15 protein-coding genes and 1 pseudogene are annotated in these 17,652 nt (G+C 71.2%); 13 read left to right on the top strand and 3 right to left on the bottom strand.

The features are described 5' to 3' along the window. The 6 genes and pseudogenes from ACLF5H_RS05580 to obgE all read left to right on the top strand — a co-directional run. A pseudogene (locus ACLF5H_RS05580) lies at nt 1-2,719 on the top strand (Rne/Rng family ribonuclease); the annotation flags it as partial. A 120-nt stretch (nt 2,720-2,839) separates the two neighbouring features. Then, nucleotides 2,840-3,592, top strand: a complete 753-nt coding sequence (locus ACLF5H_RS05575) for a sugar phosphate nucleotidyltransferase (protein WP_381888159.1) — start codon at nt 2,840-2,842, stop codon at nt 3,590-3,592. After that, nucleotides 3,580-4,647: an iron-containing alcohol dehydrogenase family protein gene (locus ACLF5H_RS05570; RefSeq protein WP_421674934.1), complete on the top strand. Its 1,068-nt coding sequence runs from the start codon at nt 3,580-3,582 to the stop codon at nt 4,645-4,647. Before ACLF5H_RS05575 ends, ACLF5H_RS05570 begins: the two co-directional genes overlap by 13 nt. 170 nt (nt 4,648-4,817) lie before the next feature. Continuing rightward, entirely contained in the window at nt 4,818-5,138 is a 321-nt protein-coding gene (rplU, locus tag ACLF5H_RS05565) for a 50S ribosomal protein L21 (protein ID WP_009188585.1), read from the top strand. Nucleotides 5,139-5,152: 14 nt separating this feature from the next. Continuing rightward, nucleotides 5,153-5,407, top strand: a complete 255-nt coding sequence (gene rpmA / locus ACLF5H_RS05560) for a 50S ribosomal protein L27 (protein WP_030779398.1) — start codon at nt 5,153-5,155, stop codon at nt 5,405-5,407. Nucleotides 5,408-5,527: 120 nt separating this feature from the next. Further along, nucleotides 5,528-6,973, top strand: a complete 1,446-nt coding sequence (gene obgE, locus ACLF5H_RS05555; protein WP_421674933.1) for a GTPase ObgE — start codon at nt 5,528-5,530, stop codon at nt 6,971-6,973. 80 nt (nt 6,974-7,053) lie between these two features. On the opposite strand, the gene galU is transcribed toward obgE, so the two are convergent. Together galU and ACLF5H_RS05545 are read right to left on the bottom strand one after the other, a co-directional pair. After that, nucleotides 7,054-7,962 carry a UTP--glucose-1-phosphate uridylyltransferase GalU gene (galU, locus tag ACLF5H_RS05550; RefSeq protein WP_421674932.1) on the bottom strand — a complete coding sequence of 303 codons (909 nt, stop codon included), beginning with the start codon at nt 7,960-7,962 and terminating at the stop codon, nt 7,054-7,056. A 108-nt stretch (nt 7,963-8,070) separates the two neighbouring features. After that, nucleotides 8,071-10,374: a bifunctional glycosyltransferase/CDP-glycerol:glycerophosphate glycerophosphotransferase gene (locus ACLF5H_RS05545; RefSeq protein ID WP_421674931.1), complete on the bottom strand. Its 2,304-nt coding sequence runs from the start codon at nt 10,372-10,374 to the stop codon at nt 8,071-8,073. Nucleotides 10,375-11,161: 787 nt separating this feature from the next. On the opposite strand from ACLF5H_RS05545, the gene proB reads away from it, so the two are divergent. The 5 genes from proB (at nt 11,162) to ACLF5H_RS05520 (ending at nt 15,984) form a co-directional block, all read left to right on the top strand. Continuing rightward, nucleotides 11,162-12,268, top strand: coding sequence for a glutamate 5-kinase (proB, locus tag ACLF5H_RS05540; RefSeq protein WP_421674948.1), 1,107 nt, complete (start codon nt 11,162-11,164; stop codon nt 12,266-12,268). Between the two features lie 133 nt (nt 12,269-12,401). After that, on the top strand, nt 12,402-12,827 hold the full coding sequence (locus tag ACLF5H_RS05535) for a hypothetical protein (protein ID WP_128790027.1): 426 nt from the start codon (nt 12,402-12,404) through the stop codon (nt 12,825-12,827). 94 nt (nt 12,828-12,921) lie between these two features. Further along, nucleotides 12,922-14,208, top strand: a complete 1,287-nt coding sequence (locus ACLF5H_RS05530; protein WP_421674930.1) for a glutamate-5-semialdehyde dehydrogenase — start codon at nt 12,922-12,924, stop codon at nt 14,206-14,208. 58 nt (nt 14,209-14,266) lie between these two features. Continuing rightward, complete coding sequence (locus ACLF5H_RS05525) at nt 14,267-14,839, top strand: hypothetical protein (protein ID WP_421674929.1); 573 nt, start codon at nt 14,267-14,269, stop codon at nt 14,837-14,839. Nucleotides 14,840-14,919: 80 nt separating this feature from the next. Next, nucleotides 14,920-15,984 carry a hypothetical protein gene (locus ACLF5H_RS05520; protein WP_421674928.1) on the top strand — a complete coding sequence of 355 codons (1,065 nt, stop codon included), beginning with the start codon at nt 14,920-14,922 and terminating at the stop codon, nt 15,982-15,984. 6 nt (nt 15,985-15,990) lie between these two features. On the opposite strand, the gene ACLF5H_RS05515 is transcribed toward ACLF5H_RS05520, so the two are convergent. Further along, nucleotides 15,991-17,070: a M48 family metallopeptidase gene (locus ACLF5H_RS05515; RefSeq protein ID WP_421674927.1), complete on the bottom strand. Its 1,080-nt coding sequence runs from the start codon at nt 17,068-17,070 to the stop codon at nt 15,991-15,993. Nucleotides 17,071-17,170: 100 nt separating this feature from the next. On the opposite strand from ACLF5H_RS05515, the gene ACLF5H_RS05510 reads away from it, so the two are divergent. Continuing rightward, nucleotides 17,171-17,338 carry a hypothetical protein gene (locus ACLF5H_RS05510; protein WP_421674926.1) on the top strand — a complete coding sequence of 56 codons (168 nt, stop codon included), beginning with the start codon at nt 17,171-17,173 and terminating at the stop codon, nt 17,336-17,338. 131 nt (nt 17,339-17,469) lie between these two features. Then, nucleotides 17,470-17,625: a hypothetical protein gene (locus ACLF5H_RS05505; RefSeq protein ID WP_164932529.1), complete on the top strand. Its 156-nt coding sequence runs from the start codon at nt 17,470-17,472 to the stop codon at nt 17,623-17,625. Nucleotides 17,626-17,652: the final 27 nt, after the last annotated feature.

Genomic DNA, 17,652 nt, shown 5'->3' with positions numbered 1-17,652 from the left:
ACACCAACGAGCCCGCGCGCGGCGCCGGGGCCGAGGAGGGCTCGCGCCGTCCGGCCCGGCCCGCCGTCGCCGTCTTCCAGGCGCCGGTGTTCGCCGAGCCGCGTTTCCAGACCCCCGAGCGGGCCGCCGCCGAGGCCGCCGCGGGAGCCGCCGAGCCCGTCGAGCCCGTCGAGGCCGAGCAGCCCGCGGAGCCGCAGCAGCGTGCCGAGTACGCCGAGGAGCGTGCCGAGGCCGGTTCGCGCCGCCGCCGTCGCCGTCGTGCCGAGCGCGTGGAGGAGGCCCCGGTCGTCGAGGCCGCCGCCGAGGACGAGGACGAGGAGCCGGAGGGCGCCGAGGGCGAAGCCGAGGACGGGGAGGGCTACGAGGAGTCCTCCTCGCGCCGCCGTCGCCGCCGGGGCGGCCGTCGCCGCCGTCGCGGGGACGCCGCCGAGGGCGAGGGCGGCGAGGAGTCCGAGGAGCTGGCCGCCGAGCAGGCCGCGCAGGACGCCGAGGACACCGCCGAGCAGGAGGAAGAGGACGACGAGGAGGCGCACGGCGAGGAGTCCGGTGGCTCCAGCGCCGGCAGCCGTCGCCGTCGTCGCCGCCGTCGTCGCGCCGGTGAGTCCGCCGCGGACGGCGAGCCGTCCTCCGACGACCCGGAGCGTACGGTCGTCAAGGTCCGCGAGCCGCGCAAGCAGAGCGAGCCGTCCGACGAGGTGCAGTCCATCAAGGGCTCGACCCGTCTGGAGGCGAAGAAGCAGCGCCGCCGCGAGGGCCGTGAGCAGGGCCGTCGCCGGGTCCCGATCATCACCGAGGCCGAGTTCCTGGCCCGCCGTGAGGCCGTCGACCGGGTGATGGTCGTCCGCCAGCACGGCGAGCGCACGCAGATCGGCGTCCTCGAGGACAACGTGCTCGTGGAGCACTACGTCAACAAGGAGCAGTCGACGTCGTACGTCGGCAACGTCTACCTCGGCAAGGTGCAGAACGTGCTGCCGTCGATGGAGGCCGCCTTCATCGACATCGGCAAGGGCCGCAACGCCGTGCTGTACGCCGGTGAGGTCAACTTCGGCGCGCTCGGCATGGGCAACGGCCCGCGGCGCATCGAGTCCGCCCTCAAGTCCGGGCAGTCGGTCCTGGTGCAGGTCACCAAGGACCCGATCGGGCACAAGGGCGCGCGTCTGACCAGCCAGGTCTCCCTGCCGGGCCGCTACCTCGTGTACGTGCCCGAGGGCTCCATGACCGGCATCAGCCGCAAGCTGCCCGACACCGAGCGGGCCCGGCTGAAGACGATCCTCAAGAAGATCGTCCCCGAGGACGCGGGCGTCATCGTGCGCACCGCCGCCGAGGGCGCGAGCGAGGACGAACTGCGCCGCGACGTCGAGCGGCTCCAGGCGCAGTGGGAGGACATCCAGAAGAAGGCCAAGAGCGGCAACGCGCCGACGCTGCTGTACGGCGAGCCGGACATGACCGTCCGGGTCGTGCGCGACATCTTCAACGAGGACTTCTCCAAGGTCATCGTCAGCGGTGACGAGGCCTGGCAGACGATCCACGGGTACGTCGCGCACGTCGCGCCCGACCTCGCGGGCCGCCTGTCGAAGTGGACCTCCGAGGTCGACGTCTTCGCCACCTACCGGATCGACGAGCAGCTCGCCAAGGCGCTGGACCGCAAGGTCTGGCTGCCCAGCGGCGGTTCGCTGGTGATCGACCGGACCGAGGCGATGGTCGTCGTCGACGTCAACACCGGCAAGTTCACCGGCCAGGGCGGCAACCTGGAGGAGACGGTCACCAGGAACAACCTGGAGGCGGCCGAGGAGATCGTGCGCCAGCTGCGGCTGCGCGACCTCGGCGGCATCATCGTGATCGACTTCATCGACATGGTCCTGGAGTCCAACCGCGACCTGGTGCTGCGCCGCCTGCTGGAGTGCCTGGGCCGCGACCGTACGAAGCACCAGGTGGCCGAGGTGACCTCGCTCGGCCTGGTGCAGATGACCCGTAAGCGGGTCGGCCAGGGCCTGCTGGAGTCCTTCTCCGAGACCTGTGTGCACTGCAACGGGCGCGGTGTCATCGTGCACATGGAGCAGCCCGGCTCCGCCGGTGGCGGTGGTGGCGGCGGCAAGCGCAAGAAGCGCGGCCGCGGCGGCGACGCGCAGGAGCAGCCGCACGAGCACGAGCATGTGCACGAGACCGCCGCGGTCGCCGTGGAGAGCGGCGAGGCCGCCGAGCCGGAGATCGAGACGGCCGCCGAGGTGGCCGCCGAGATCGCCGAGCCGGTCGCCCTCACGCCCCCGGAGTTCGCGCCGGACGAGGAGCTGTACAGCAGCGTCGCCGAGGCGGAGGCGGCGGCCGGTCGCGGCCGTGGCCGCCGCCGGGCGAGCCGTCGCGCGTCGGACGCTCTTCCGATCTCCGTCCGCGCCGTCGCGCGGTGCGGCAGACGGCCGCGCCGACCGCGTCCGAGGAGACGGCCGTCGTGGTCGTCCCGGCGGCCGCGGAAGAGGCGCCCGCGGCGGAGGCTCCCACCGAGGAGGCCCCCGCCGAGGAGGCTCCGGCCAAGAAGACCGCCCGCAAGGTGGCCAAGAAGGCCACGGCCAAGAAGGCGGCCACCAAGAAGACGGCGGCGAAGAAGACCGCCGCCAAGAAGACCGCCGCGAAGAAGACGACGGCCAAGAAGGCCACCGCCACGAAGAAGACGGCGGCGGCGAAGAAGACCGCGGCGACCCCGCAGTCGGCCTCCGTCGACTGACCGGTCACCGGCACGTCTGGGTGCGGTCCTGTCCGCGAGGAGAGGGCCGCACCTGCTTTTTCGGCGGGCCCGGGGCACCGCGCCCCCGGCCCGCCCCCCGAACCGAAGGAGAGAACCGCGATGATAGGCCTCGTGCTGGCGGCCGGCGCCGGACGGCGACTGCGCCCCTACACGGACACCCTGCCCAAGGCCCTGGTGCCGGTCGGCGCGCAGGACGCGCCCGAGGCCGTCTCCGTCCTGGACCTGACCCTGGGCAACTTCGCGGAGATCGGGCTGACCGAGGTCGCGGTCATCGTCGGCTACCGCAAGGAGGCCGTCTACGCGCGCCAGGCCGAGTTCGAGGAGAAGTACGGCCTCAAGCTCACCCTGATCGACAACGACAAGGCCGAGGAGTGGAACAACGCCTACTCCCTGTGGTGCGGGCGCGACGCGCTCAAGGACGGTGTGATCCTCGCCAACGGCGACACCGTGCACCCGGTCTCGGTCGAGAAGACGCTGCTGGCCGCCCGCGGTGACGGCAAGAAGATCATCCTCGCGCTGGACACCGTGAAGTCCCTGGCGGACGAGGAGATGAAGGTCGTCGTCGACCCCGCCAAGGGCATGACGAAGATCACCAAGCTGATGGACCCCGCCGAGGCGACCGGCGAGTACATCGGCGTGACCCTGATCGAGGGCGACGCCGCCGAGGAGCTGGCCGACGCCCTGCGCACGACCTTCGAGCGCGACCCCCAGCTGTACTACGAGGACGGCTACCAGGAGCTGGTCGACCGCGGCTTCCGGATCGACGTGGCGCCCATCGGCGACGTCGACTGGGTCGAGATCGACAACCACGAGGACCTCGCCCGCGGGCGGGAGATCGCATGCCGGTACTGACCCGGCTGTTCCCCTCGCCGATCGTCATGGACATCCGCGCGGGTGCCCTGGACGATCTGGCGGGCGTACTCGCCGACCAGCGCATCTCGGACTCCGGGCGGCTCGCCGTCGCCGTCAGCCGCGGCTACGGCGCCCAGCTGCGCGAGCGCCTCGCCCCCGCGCTGCCCGCCGCCACCTGGTTCGAGGTGGGCGGCGGCACCCTGGACGAGGCGGTCGACCTGGCCGACCGGATGAAGTCCGGCGACTTCGACGCGGTCGTCGGCATCGGCGGCGGCAAGATCATCGACTGTGCGAAGTACTCCGCGGCACGGATCGGGCTGCCCCTGGTCGTGGTGCCGACGAACCTCTCGCACGACGGCATCTGCTCGCCCGTGTCCAACCTGGACAACGACGCGGGGCGCGGCTCCTACGGAGTGCCCGCGCCCATCGCCCTGTTCATCGACCTGGACGTGATCCGCGAGGCCCCGCTGCGCTTCGTGCGCTCGGGGATCGGGGACGCCCTGTCCAACATCTCCGCGGTCGCGGACTGGGAGCTGGACCACCGGGTCAACGGCGAGAAGATCGACGGGCTCGCCGCGGCCATGGCCCGCCAGGCCGGTGAGGCGGTGCTGCGGCACCCCGGCGGCTGCGGCGACGACGGGTTCCTCACCGTGCTGTCCGAGGGGCTGGTGCTGACCGGTATCGCCATGTCGATAGCCGGGCACACCCGGCCCTCCTCGGGCGCCTGCCATGAGATCAGCCACGCGCTGGACCTGCTCCACCCCCGCCGGGCCGCCGCGCACGGCGAACAGGTGGGCCTCGGCGCCGCGTTCGCCACGTATCTGCGCGGCGACCACGACGGCTCCCGGCTGATCGTGGAGGGCCTGCGCAGGCACGGGCTGCCCGTGGTGGCCGAGGAGATCGGCTTCAGCGACGAGGAGTTCGTACGGGCCGTGGCGTTCGCGCCGGAGACCCGGCCGGGCCGCTACACCATCCTGGAGCACCTCGGCCTGGCGCCCGAGGGGATCGCGGAGGCGTACGCCGGGTACGTCGCCGCCGCCGGACGCCCAGTTTGACCCCTACGGCCCCGGCCCGTAACCTTGACCGTCGGCGTGTCATAGAGCCCGCCACATCCCCGTAAACCTGTTCCTCCCGGACGCTAGGCCGGCCGGGAGAGGTCGCCCATGCGTATGCCGGGTGGCTGGCCTGCGGGGGTGCCGTTTCTTCGAGCGAAAGAGAGATCCGCGTGTACGCCATCGTGCGCAGCGGTGGTCGCCAGCACAAGGTTGCTGTCGGCGACATCGTTGAGGTTGACAAGATTTCCACCGCCAAGGTTGGCGACACGGTCGAGCTCTCGACCCTGCTCGTTGTCGACGGCGACGCTGTGACCAGCGACCCGTGGGTGCTGGCCGGCATCAAGGTCCAGGCCGAGGTCGTGGACCACCACAAGGGCCAGAAGATCGACATTCTGCGCTACAAGAACAAGACCGGCTACCGCCGTCGGCAGGGCCACCGCCAGCAGTACACGGCGATCAAGGTCACGTCGATCCCCACGGCTGCGAAGTAAGGGACTGAGAAGACATGGCACACAAGAAGGGCGCATCGTCCACCCGGAACGGTCGCGACTCCAATGCCCAGCGGCTCGGCGTGAAGCGCTTCGGCGGTCAGGTCGTCAACGCTGGTGAGATCCTGGTCCGCCAGCGCGGTACCCACTTCCACCCCGGCGCCGGTGTCGGCCGTGGCGGCGACGACACCCTGTTCGCCCTGCTGCCGGGCGCGGTGGAGTTCGGTACCCACCGTGGCCGCAAGGTCGTGAACATCGTTCCGGTCGCCTGAATCACCTGATTCGGCATCGAACGTTTCGCGAGGCGGACCTCACTTCCCGATCGGGAAGGCGGGTCCGCCTTTCGCGTGTTAGTACCAAGACATACCCGTAATTTCTGGAGGCACTGAACCATGACCACCTTCGTGGACCGCGTCGAACTGCATGTCGCCGCGGGTAACGGGGGCCACGGCTGTGCCTCCGTCCACCGTGAGAAGTTCAAGCCGCTCGGCGGCCCGGACGGCGGTAACGGCGGGCGTGGCGGTGACGTCATCCTGACCGTGGAGCAGTCGGTCACCACGCTGCTCGACTACCACCACTCCCCGCACCGCAAGGCCACCAACGGCAAGCCCGGCGAGGGCGGCAACCGCGCCGGCAAGGACGGCCAGGACCTGATCCTGCCGGTCCCGGACGGCACCGTCGTGCTCGACAAGGCGGGCAACGTCCTCGCCGACCTGGTCGGGCAGGGGACGTCGTACATCGCCGCACAGGGCGGCCGCGGCGGCCTCGGCAACGCGGCGCTGTCCTCGGCCCGCCGCAAGGCGCCCGGCTTCGCGCTGCTCGGTGTGCCCGGCGACCTCCAGGAGGTCGTCCTGGAGCTGAAGACCGTCGCCGACGTGGCGCTGGTCGGCTACCCGAGCGCCGGCAAGTCCTCGCTGATCTCGGTGCTCAGCGCCGCCAAGCCGAAGATCGCGGACTACCCCTTCACCACCCTGGTGCCCAACCTCGGTGTCGTCACCGCGGGCTCCACCGTCTACACCATCGCCGACGTGCCGGGGCTGATCCCGGGCGCCAGCCAGGGCAAGGGCCTGGGCCTGGAGTTCCTGCGGCACGTGGAGCGGTGCAGTGTGCTGGTGCACGTCCTGGACACCGCGACCCTGGAGTCCGACCGGGACCCGCTCTCCGACCTCGACATCATCGAGGAGGAGCTGCGGCAGTACGGCGGTCTGGACAACCGGCCCCGCATCGTCGTCCTGAACAAGATCGACGTGCCCGACGGCAAGGACCTCGCCGAGATGGTCCGCCCCGACCTGGAGGCCCGCGGCTACCGCGTCTTCGAGGTGTCGGCGGTCGCCCACATCGGTCTGCGCGAGCTGTCCTTCGCCCTCGGCGACCTGGTCGGCAAGGCGCGTGCGGCCAAGCCCAAGGAAGAGGCCACGCGGATCGTCATCCGGCCCAAGGCGGTGGATGACGCCGGCTTCACCGTCACCCGTGAGGAGACCGGCGGTGAGCCGCTGTTCCGGGTGCGCGGCGAGAAGCCCGAGCGCTGGGTGCGGCAGACCGACTTCAACAACGACGAGGCCGTCGGCTACCTCGCCGACCGGCTCAACCGCCTCGGCGTGGAAGAGCAGTTGATGAAGGCGGGCGCCCGGGGCGGCGACGGCGTCGCCATCGGTCCCGAGGAGAACGCGGTCGTCTTCGACTGGGAGCCGTCGGTCACGGCGGGCGCCGAGATGCTCGGCCGCCGCGGCGAGGACCACCGCTTCGAGGCACCCCGTCCCGCGGCCCAGCGCCGCCGGGACCGGGACGCCGAACGGGACGAGGCCGGCCGGGAGTTCGACGACTTCGAGCCGTTTTAAGCAGAGCCGATGACAGAGGGCGGGCCCGGAGGAGAAATCCTCCGGGCCCGCCCTCTGCCGTATCCGCCGCGGTGGCCGCCTCAGCCCTCGGTCAGCTCCTGGCCGACGTAACCGCGCAGCCAGGTCCGGAACTCCGGGCCCAGGTCCTCGCGTTCGCAGGCGAGCCGGACGATGGCGCGCAGGTAGTCGCCGCGGTCGCCGGTGTCGTAGCGGCGGCCGCGGAAGACGACGCCGTGCACCGGGCCGCCGAGCTTCTCGTCGCTGGCGAGCTGCTGGAGCGCGTCGGTCAGCTGGATCTCGCCGCCCCGGCCCGGCTCGGTCTCGCGCAGGACGTCGAAGATCTGCGGGGCCAGCACATAACGGCCGATGACCGCGTAGGTGGAGGGGGCGTCGGCCGGGTCGGGCTTCTCGACCAGTCCGCTGATCTTGACGACGTCGCCCTCGGCGGTGGCCTCGACGGCGGCGCAGCCGTAGAGGTGGATCTGCTCGGGCGCGACCTCCATGAGGGCGATCACGCTGCCGCCGTGCCGCTCCTGGACCTCGATCATGCGCTGGAGCAGGGGGTCGCGGGGGTCGATCAGGTCGTCGCCGAGCAGGACCGCGAAGGGCTCGTGGCCGACGTGCGGGGCCGCGCACAGCACGGCGTGGCCGAGACCCCTGGGGTCGCCCTGGCGGACGTAGTGCATGGTCGCCAGGTCACTGGATTCCTGCACCTTGGCGAGCCGGCTCGCGTCGCCCTTCTTCTGAAGGGCCGACTCCAGCTCGTAGTTGCGGTCGAAGTGGTCCTCCAGGGGACGCTTGTTACGACCGGTGATCATCAGGACGTCGTCGAGCCCCGCGGACACGGCCTCCTCGACCACGTACTGGATCGCGGGCTTGTCGACGACCGGGAGCATCTCCTTGGGAGTCGCCTTGGTCGCCGGCAGGAAGCGGGTGCCGAGACCCGCCGCCGGTATGACCGCCTTGGAAATGGTGGGGCGGGAAGCCATCAGGTGTTCGTCTCTCTCGTTTAGCGCGTCGGGCGCCGGTGCGGCCGGGGTCGGTCCCGGCCGCGTTCGGGCGTCGATGAGCCGTGCTCAGGCGTGGCGGGGCCCGGCTCAGGCGTCGATGAGGCCGTGCTCACCGGTGGGCTGCCGCGGGATGCGGGCCTGGGCGAGGGACCCCGGTGCGGGCGCGGGCGTCCGGTCGTCCAGCGGAAGCACCGCGGGGGTGGTCTCCCGCTGGCCGAGGAAGAGCCGGCGCACCACACGCTCGGCCGCGTTTCCGTCGTCGAACTGCACGAAGCGCTCACGGAACGCGGCACGCAGCTCGGCGGCCTCGGAGCCGTTCCAGGCACCGGAACGGAAGACCTCGATCAGCTGGTCCTCGTCGGTCGCGGTCGTACCCGGCGTCTCGCCCGGCTGCCCGGAGAGGATGTCGAAGTAGACACCGCGGGCCTTGCGGTAGACCTCCCAGTCGTCCGCGTAGGTGACGATCGGGCGGTCCAGGCACGCGTAGTCGAACATGATGGACGAGTAGTCCGTGATCAGCGCGTCGGCGGCCAGGCAGAGGTCCTCCACCACCGGGTACGTGGACACGTCCTTGATCAGACCGCGCTCCTGGAGGGCCTCCAGGCGGGGGTCGGCGCCGTAGAAGTAGTGCGTGCGCACCAGGACGACGAAGTCCGGGCCGAGCTCGGAGCAGAAGCGCTCCAGGTCGATACGGGGGACGTAGCCCTTCTGGTAGTCGCGCACGGTCGGGCAGTACAGGATGGCCTTCTTGCCGTCCTCGATGCCCAGCTCGCGGCGGATGCGCAGGACGTCGTCACCGTCGGTGCGGAAGAAGACGTCGTTGCGTGGGTAGCCGAACTCGATCGCCTCGAACGCGCAGGGGTAGACCCGCTCCCAGTTCTCCGTGGAGTGCTGGTTGGAGGTGAGGCTCAGGTCCCACTTGTCGGCCCGCTCCAGCATCTTGGCGAAGCTCATGTTCTTCGCCGCCGCCGGGTACTTCTGCTGGTCGATGCCCATCTGCTTCAGCGGGGTGCCGTGGTGGGTCTGCAGGAAGACCTGCTCGGGCCGCTTGACGATGTTGTTCGGGAAGTTGACGTTGTTGACGAGGTACTTGGCGCGGGCCATGACCTCCCAGTAGCGCGGCGAGTTGGCCACCACGTAGTCGACGCCCGCGGGGACGTTGTCCACCATGTCGCGGCGCACGATCCACACGCCGTGCACGTTCGGGGCGAGTTCCTTGGCCTTGTAGTAGATGGCCGCCGGGTTGCAGGCGACACCGCGGTTCCAGTAGGCCGCGTAGACCGCGAGGTTCTCGTCCACCGGGCGGCGCAGGTGCAGCCGGTACAGCCGGTTGTAGGCGGTCTTGCCGAGCTTGGTCTTGACCTTGGTGGCGCGCTGGATGACCTGGCGGCGGGTGTTGCCGGCGGCGGTCACCGCGGCGTACGCCGTGTAGGAGCCGCGCTCCAGCAGCTGGAACCGGACGCCCTGGGAGCCCTCGGGGAGCACGAAGCCCTTGGGCTTGTAGCGCTTGTACGAGGCGGCCGCGAGCTTGAAGAACTCCGCGCGGTCCTTGGGGACGATGCGGTCCTCGCGGGCCAGCGTGAACAGGTAGTGGCTCGCCGCGCGCTCGAACAGCAGGGCGCGCACGGGCTCGGTCTCGGGGTGCTGGTCGAGGAACTCGAACAGGCGCGCGTACTGCTGGAAGATGCCGAAGTGCTTGCGGCCGGGCGTGCGCATGGAGTTGCCCTGGCGGCGCTGGCGGTACTCGACGCAGACGTGGTCGGTGGCGGCGATGGTCTCCGCGGTCAGCATGGTCTTGTAGACCATGAGCGCGTCCTCGTAGATGCCGTCCGTGAAGATGAAGTTGTTGCCGACGTAGAACTCGCGGCGGTAGGCGCGGTTCCAGACGACGGCGAACATGGTGAGGAAGTCCGGCCGTTCGAGGGCCGTGAAGACGTCCGTGCCCGCGCTCGCGAGGAGTTCACCGGCCGCGCTCGCCTGGACCCGGTTGTTCCAGTACGTGCGGACGTGGTTGAGCAGCAGGATGTCCGGGTCGCCCGTGGCCTCCAGCCGGTCGGCGATCGCCTGGAGCGCGCCGTCGGCCAGGGTGTCGTCGCTGTCCAGGAAGAGGATGTACTCGCCGCGGGACTTCAGCGCACCGGCGTCACGCGCCTTTCCGATGCCCTGGTTCTCCTCCAGGTGCACGGGTATGACGCGGTTGTCGAGGGCGGCGTATTCATCGAGTATCCGACCGCAGGCGTCGGGCGAGTGGTCGTCGATGGCGACGATCTCGAAGTCCTCGAAGGACTGGGACAGAATGGAGTCCAAGCACGCACGGAGATATCCCTGGACTTTGTAGACAGGGACGACAACGCTTATTTTCGGCGAAGCGTTTCCATTCGCTACGGGCATGCTTGGGGCTCCTGGACTGTCGGTCAGACTCTCAACCGCCTCCCGCTGCCGGTGCGGAGCGGAAGGCGAGAGGCACAAGGAGTGCGAGGTTAAGGGGCGTTTAACCCTACCCTAACGTGCCCTACCGGATGGTCTCACCGTATGACCGGACGGGACCCGGTGGCCCGGGTGTGGCGTGACTCACGGGCGCGGGCGCAGGGCTCCCGAGGTGGCCGGATCCGGCCCCGCGGGCAGGGCGGTGCCGATGCGTCCCGGTGGCCGCCCGCCTGGGTAAGAGAAGGTGAGCCCACGGTGAGAGCGGCGCTTTCGGCGGCGCGAACCGGACGATCCGGTCAACCCGCCCCGCGCGGCCGTGCCGGGGCCCGTGGTGCGGATGTTGTGCGTTCCGGTCCATGGTTTCGGGCGGGATGTGGTGGATTCGACACCGACCCGCACAGCGCGGTCGCAAGCCCGGCCCCGGCCGGGCCCCGGTCGGCGGCGCCTGGTGCGGCGGCTGTGGTGGCACTCGCGCGGTGGCAGGGGTGACGGGGGCGGCTTGGTGAAGAATTCCCCGCCCCTGAAAACCGGAAAAGAAAAAAGCGGCGCGCCCTTCGTGAATTGCGAACCTTGCTGAATGGTCGCGCGCTCTCCCTTTCCCGTCGGTTCCTCGGCGCCGGCCGCCGGTGGCGGGTGTCCGCCCGGCGAAACCGGAGCGCACCGAAGGCCCCTGGTCGCGTACATTGCGCAGCACGAGGCCGGTACACGGGCGAAAGGGACGGCGGGCAAGGTGGCAAGCGCGAGGCAGGCCGTGGGCACGGCCCACAGGATCGTCGTCAAGGTGGGGTCCTCCTCCCTGACCAGTGCGGCGGGCGGCCTGGACGCCGACCGGGTGGACGCCCTGGTGGATGTGCTGGCCAAGAGCCGCGGCACCGGAAACAGGGAGGTCGTCCTCGTCTCCTCCGGCGCCATCGCCGCCGGGCTCGCGCCGCTCGGGCTGCGCCGCCGCCCCCGTGACCTCGCCCGGCAGCAGGCCGCCGCCAGCGTCGGGCAGGGGCTGCTGGTCGCCCGCTACACCGCCTCCTTCGCCCGGTACGGCGTCCGCGTCGGCCAAGTCCTGCTCACCAGCGACGACATGAGCCGCCGCGCCCATCACCGCAACGCCTCGCGCACCCTCGACAAGCTCCTCGCGATGGGCGCCCTGCCGATCGTCAACGAGAACGACACCGTCGCCACCGACGAGATCCGCTTCGGCGACAACGACCGGCTCGCCGCCCTCGTCGCCCATCTCGTCCACGCCGACCTGCTCGTCCTCCTCTCCGACGTCGACGGCGTCTACGACGGGGACCCCAGCAGGCCCGGCACCTCCCGGATAGCGGAGATCCACGGCCCCCAGGACCTCGCGGGCGTCGAGATCGGCAGCGCGGGCAAGGCGGGCGTCGGCACCGGCGGCATGGTGACCAAGGTGGAGGCCGCCCGGATCGCGGCCGCCGCCGGCATCCCGGTGGTGCTGACCAGCACTGTGCACGCGGCGGACGCCCTCGGCGGCGGCGACACCGGCACGTACTTCCACCCCACCGGCAAGCGCTCCGCCGACCGGCTGCTCTGGCTCCAGCACGCCTCCACCCCGCGGGGCGCGCTCACCCTGGACGACGGCGCCGTGGCGGCGGTCGTGCAGGGCCGCAAGTCGCTGCTGCCCGCCGGGATCGCCGCCGTGGAGGGCGAGTTCAGCGCGGGCGACCCCGTGGAACTGCGGGACGCCGGTGGCCGCGCGGTGGCGCGGGGGCTCGTCAGCTTCGACGCCAAGGAGATCCCCCGGCTGATCGGGCGTTCGACCCACGAGCTGGCACGCGAACTGGGTCCGGCGTACGAACGCGAGGTCGTACACAGGGACGACCTGGTGCTCCTGCACGGGTGACACTCGTACAGCGGGGCGCACCCGGGGGCCTCCGGTGGGGGACGTTCCGTAAAACCGCCCCGCGAAGCCTTACGGCCTGCTCAACTTTGTGTGCGAGACACGTTTTCCGAGCACGTGGGTGAAGGAGGCCGTCGTGAGACGAGTGCGCCCTGGGGGTACCACCCGAGGTGCCCTGACGAGCGTCGCGGCCGGGGGCACCTACGAGGAACCCAGGGACCTGCCCCGGCTGTGGCACGTCACGCTCAGCGTGGCCGGCAAGAGCGTCCCCCTCACGGACCTGCGCCGGGCCCTGGAACAGCTGGCTCACGACCACCCCTTCCTGCTGACCAGCAGATACGCGAGCGACCACGCCGAGATCCGGTACTGGGAAGAGGCCCGCGACCTGCATGACGCGGCCGCGGTCGCACTGCGCCTGTGGGGCGAGCACCGGCTCAGCGCCGGACTGCCCCCGTGGGAGATCGTCGGTCTGGAGGTCATCGACCGCGAGACGTACCACCAGCGCATCGCGGAGGGGTACGGACCGCCGCCCGCGACCCCCGTAGGGGTCCACCCCTTCTGATCCCTCACCGGGGATATCCGGGGTTTTCCGGGTTTTCGTCTCGGGGTGTGGAACGTGCGCGGAAGGGCTCCGCGCCGCGCACTACCCTTCCCCCATGACCACGCTCTCGCCGTACGACTCGATGTCCCCGGTCACCCAGGCCGCCTACCGGGCCAGGGCCGCCGCCGCCGACCTCGCGCCGCTGCCGCGCGCCGTGAAGGACGACGCGCTGCTGGCGATCGCCGACGCCCTGGAGGTGCGGACCGGGGAGATCATCGAGGCCAACGCCAAGGACGTGGCCAAGGCGCGCGAGAGCGGCACCGGCGAGGCCGTCGTGGACCGGCTCGCCCTCACCCCCGAGCGGGTCCGGGCCATCGCCGCCGACGTCCGGGACGTGGCGGGGCTGCCCGACCCGGTCGGCGAGGTGGTCCGCGGCTCCACCCTGCCCAACGGCATCGACCTGCGCCAGGTCCGCGTCCCGCTCGGCGTCGTCGGCATCGTCTACGAGGCCCGCCCCAATGTCACCGTGGACGCCGCCGCGCTCTGCCTGAAGTCCGGCAACGCGGTCCTGCTGCGCGGCTCCGCCTCCGCCTACGAGTCCAACACCGCCCTCGTCCGGGTGATCCGGGACGCGGTCGGCGGCGCCGGGCTGCCCGCCGACGCCGTACAGCTGGTGCCGGGGGAGAGCCGCGAGTCCGTGCGCGAGCTGATGCGCGCCCGCGGCCTCGTCGACGTCCTCATCCCGCGCGGCGGCGCCTCCCTGATCAGGACCGTGGTCAGCGAGTCCACCGTGCCCGTCATCGAGACCGGCACCGGCAACTGCCACGTCTACGTCGACGCGCAGGCCGACATCGACACGGCGATCGACATCCTCGTCAACTCCAAGGCCCAGCGGGTCAGCGTGTGCAACGCGGCCGAGACCCTGCTGGTCCACCAGGACATCGCCGCCGAGTTCCTGCCGCGCGCCCTGGACGCGCTGGCCGAGGCCGGTGTCACCGTGCACGCGGACGAGCGGGTCATGGCCCACGCCGAGGGCTCGAAGGCCACCGTGGTCGAGGCGACCCCGGAGGACTGGGAGACCGAGTACCTGTCGTACGACATCGCCGCCGCCGTCGTGGACTCCCTCGACAAGGCCGTCGAGCACATCCGGCTGTGGACCTCCGGGCACACCGAGGCGATCGTCACCACCTCGCAGCAGGCCGCCCGCCGGTTCACCCAGTTGGTCGACTCGACCACGGTCGCCGTGAACGCCTCCACCCGGTTCACCGACGGCGGCCAGTTCGGCTTCGGCGCGGAGATCGGCATCTCCACCCAGAAGCTGCACGCCCGTGGGCCGATGGGCCTGCCGGAGCTGACCAGCACCAAGTACATCGTCACCGGCGACGGGCACATCCGCCGCTGACATCCCGCCTCGCGGGGCGTCTCGACAGGCGGATGAATTTCCGTACCGTCTGCCCAAATTGACCCCCCAGGTCTACTCTGGACATGTGCCGGAGGACGTGGGGGGCACGCCGTTCCCTGACGGCTGGGAGCCCGACGACGACCACGACCGCGGGGTGTCGGACGAAGAGTTCGCCTCCGTGGTCTTCGACGAGGACTTCGTACGGGCGGCCACGGTCCATGAGCCGACCGCCGTCGAACGCCTCCTTGCCGCCGCGGAGGCCAGAGCCGAGGCCTCCGAGGCCGCCCGCCGCGCCCGCGCCCGGAGCGAGCGGTACGACGACGCCTACGGGGGCGCCGATCTCGGCGAGGACCCGGACGACGACTTCGACGAGCTGGACGACGTCTACGCCCTCGACCGGGGGCCCTTCGACGGCCATGGCAGACAGGCCCGCTGGCACCGGCCGGTGGCCTGGGTGCTCGCCGTGGTGATGGGCGTCGGCATGGTCGCCCTCGCCTTCGCCGCGGTCTACCGGGGCGCCTCCTCGGGCACCCGGGACCAGCTGCCGTCGTCCACCACGACGGGCCAGAACCGGATCCCCGCCGTGGCTCCCGTGCGCCCCACGGTGTCGGCGGTGCCCCACCTGCCCTGATCGGCTCCGGGTGAGGAGTTGTCAGAAGTTGTGGTGGAGCGGGGCGTTTACCCGGGGCCCCACAAACCCACTCTGAAAGTATGGGCGGGCCTGGAGACCCACCGGAGGGGACACCCGAGGGCGGCCCCGGTGGTGCGGAGGACGAATACCGATCCGTCGTGTTCGACGAGTCGTTCGTGCGCGCTGCCCGCCTCCAGGAGTACTCGGCCGAGGAGCGGATGGCCGACCACGCGCCCGCCGTGCGCCGCCGGCCGCTGCACCGGGGGCTCGTCCGCCAGGCGATGGTCCTGGCGCTGCTGATCGCCGTGGCCTTCGGCACCGCCGTCTACATGGGGGTGCGCCATCCGTACGACTCCGCCGAGGCCCCCCGGCCCGTGGAGCCGCTGCGGATGACGGTCATACCGCTCGCCCCGCAGGGCGAGGTGCCCGGGGGCACGGACGCGGAGACGCTGTACGCGCACAGTCCCGCCGCGCAGTTCGACGTCGGCGCCGAGGGGGTCCCGCTGCCGGCCGCGCGGGGCACCGCGCACTTCTCCGACAGCCAGGTCATGACGGCGCTGACCACGGCCAAGGACTACATCGTCCGCTCCGCGCTCTACCCGGAGGTGCTCACCGGGCACGAGACGGCCCCGGCGCGGGCGCTGGTCGACTCCGACCAGCTCGCCCAGTTCGACCGCAGCTTCGACCGCCCGGCGGCGGACGGGCGGCACGCACCGACCGGCTGGGTGGTGCGCCTGGACCCGGCCCGCGACCGGCTGGCCGACGACCGGATCCGGGTCCGGGGCGAGCTGCGCTTCACCGAGGCGGACCCGGCGACCCTGGAGGTCAGCGCCGACCACACCTTCGTCTACGCCCTGCGCCCCACCGGCACCGCGAGCGCCCCCGTCTCCCTCTTCACCGTCCGCCGCGCGCTGACCTTCCGCTTCACCCGCGACGACCTGCGCACCCGCCAGGTCCAGCTGATCACGGCCTATGTGGAGGCCGGCCCGCTGTCCTGCGCTGAGGACTCCACGGCGTACCTCCACCCCCTGCTGGCGGGCCAGGCCCCCCACCCGGGCGCCCCCGCGGGCACCGATCCGTACCAGACGGACAGCCCCGCCTCCCTGTGCGGCACGCTGGCCACGGGGGCGCAGCCCAGGGCGTGAGGGCGCCTACTCGGCCGCCGGGGCCGGACCGCCCTTGGCCGGCGGGGGGCTCTTGAAACCGTCGAAGCCGCGCTTGACGCGGCCGCCCAGGTCTCCCGCGCCCCCCGCCAGATCGCTGACCAGCTTCATCAGCGGGTCCTTGGAGTCCTTGACATCGCTCGCGTAGCTCGCCGCGGACTCCCGGAAGGAGTCGCTGACCTTGGCGTCCTTGTCGTCGTCGCGGCGCGGGTAGTGGCCGTCCACGATCCGCTGGTAGTCCCGCGACTCGGCCCACTTCTTCAGCTCGGCGGCGCGCACGGTGGTGAACGGGTGCGAGCGGGGCAGCACGTTCAGGATCTTCAGCACGGAGTCGCGCAGGTCGCCGCCGGAGTCGTACTCCTCGGCCTGCTCCAGGAACGCGTCCACGTTCATCTCGTGCAGGTGGTTGCCGCCCGCGATCTTCATCAGGCCGCGCATCGAGGCCCGTACGTCCTGGCCCACCAGCAGCCCGGCCCGGTCCGCGGACAGTTCGGACTTGCGGAACCACTCCCGCAGCGCCGCGATGATCGCCATGATCGCGAGATTGCCCAGCGGGATCCAGGCGACCTTGATCGCCAGGTTCGTCAGGAACAGCAGGACGGTGCGGTACACGGAGTGCCCGGACAGCGCATGTCCGACCTCGTGGCCGACGACCGCGCGCATCTCCTCCTCGTCCAGCAGCTCCACCAGACCCGTGGAGATCACGATGATCGGCTCGTCCAGGCCGATGCACATCGCGTTCGGCTGCGGGTCCTGGGTGACGTACATCGGCGGGACCTTCGGCAGGTCCAGGATGTAGCAGGCATCCAGCAGCATGTCGTGCAGATGGCCGAACTGCCGTTCGGAGACGCGCACCGAGTCGGACAGGAACAGCAGCCGCAGACTCCGCTCCGGCAGCAGCCCGCTCAGTGCCTTGAACACCTGGTCGAACCCGCTGAGCTTGCGCAGCGCCACCAGGGCGGACCGGTCCGCCGGGTGCTCGTACGCCCGCGAGGAGATCCCCGGAAAGCGCGTCCGCTGCCTGCTGGGCACCCGCTCGTGCCCGCTCTGCCGATCGCCGTCGTGCATGTCTTCCCCCAAGTGCGTGTGAGTGCGGTGAGCCCCCGAGGCGGGGTTCAGCCTAGGCGGAGATACCGTGGACGGGCAGACAGCCGAAGGAGTCCACGCCATGGAGCACCACCCCGCAGCCGCCCGGCTGACCGAGGCCGCAGCGAGCGCCGCCCAGCAGCAGGGAGGCGGAGGCGACATGCTCCGCATCGTGCTGCTCGTGATGATCGCGGGTTGCGCGCTGACCGCCTGGTTCCTGCTGCGCGGCTACAAGCAGAAGGACGACTGAGGGGCGGCGGGAGTTCCCCGCCCCGGCCCCCTCGCTTCCCAACGGCGGAGTCGGCGTGATCGCCGAAGGACCGCCCGCATACGATGAGTCGACGTCTTTATCCCGCCCACACGCGATAGGTCCTGTCGAAGATGATGCTCACCAGCGCCGCAGCCCCGCTGATCTCCCTCGCCGCCGAAGAGGGCGGCCACCACGACAGCCTGAACCCCGCCGTCACCGGCGGCGCCGCCTTCATCATCCTGCTTCTCCTGCTGTGGATCACCACCCGCTTCAACCGCGACCGCTGAGCCGGGGGACCGGCCCCGGCCGGACGC

Source organism: Streptomyces sp. LaBMicrA B280 (genome assembly GCF_049222185.1).
GTDB lineage: Bacteria > Actinomycetota > Actinomycetes > Streptomycetales > Streptomycetaceae > Streptomyces > Streptomyces murinus.
Note: the sequence above shows the minus strand (reverse complement) of the source record. Positions and strands in the feature narration are given on the sequence as shown.

Coding starts and splice junctions, on each gene's coding strand:
- ACLF5H_RS05520 (WP_421674928.1), top strand. CDS start 14,920: ATGGGCGGGCCTGGAGACCCACCGGAGGGGACACCCGAGGGCGGCCCC.
- galU (WP_421674932.1), bottom strand. CDS start 7,962: ATGGCTTCCCGCCCCACCATTTCCAAGGCGGTCATACCGGCGGCGGGT.
- ACLF5H_RS05510 (WP_421674926.1), top strand. CDS start 17,171: ATGGAGCACCACCCCGCAGCCGCCCGGCTGACCGAGGCCGCAGCGAGC.
- ACLF5H_RS05515 (WP_421674927.1), bottom strand. CDS start 17,070: ATGCACGACGGCGATCGGCAGAGCGGGCACGAGCGGGTGCCCAGCAGG.
- obgE (WP_421674933.1), top strand. CDS start 5,528: ATGACCACCTTCGTGGACCGCGTCGAACTGCATGTCGCCGCGGGTAAC.
- ACLF5H_RS05530 (WP_421674930.1), top strand. CDS start 12,922: ATGACCACGCTCTCGCCGTACGACTCGATGTCCCCGGTCACCCAGGCC.
- ACLF5H_RS05570 (WP_421674934.1), top strand. CDS start 3,580: ATGCCGGTACTGACCCGGCTGTTCCCCTCGCCGATCGTCATGGACATC.
- ACLF5H_RS05575 (WP_381888159.1), top strand. CDS start 2,840: ATGATAGGCCTCGTGCTGGCGGCCGGCGCCGGACGGCGACTGCGCCCC.
- ACLF5H_RS05505 (WP_164932529.1), top strand. CDS start 17,470: ATGATGCTCACCAGCGCCGCAGCCCCGCTGATCTCCCTCGCCGCCGAA.
- rpmA (WP_030779398.1), top strand. CDS start 5,153: ATGGCACACAAGAAGGGCGCATCGTCCACCCGGAACGGTCGCGACTCC.
- ACLF5H_RS05545 (WP_421674931.1), bottom strand. CDS start 10,374: ATGCCCGTAGCGAATGGAAACGCTTCGCCGAAAATAAGCGTTGTCGTC.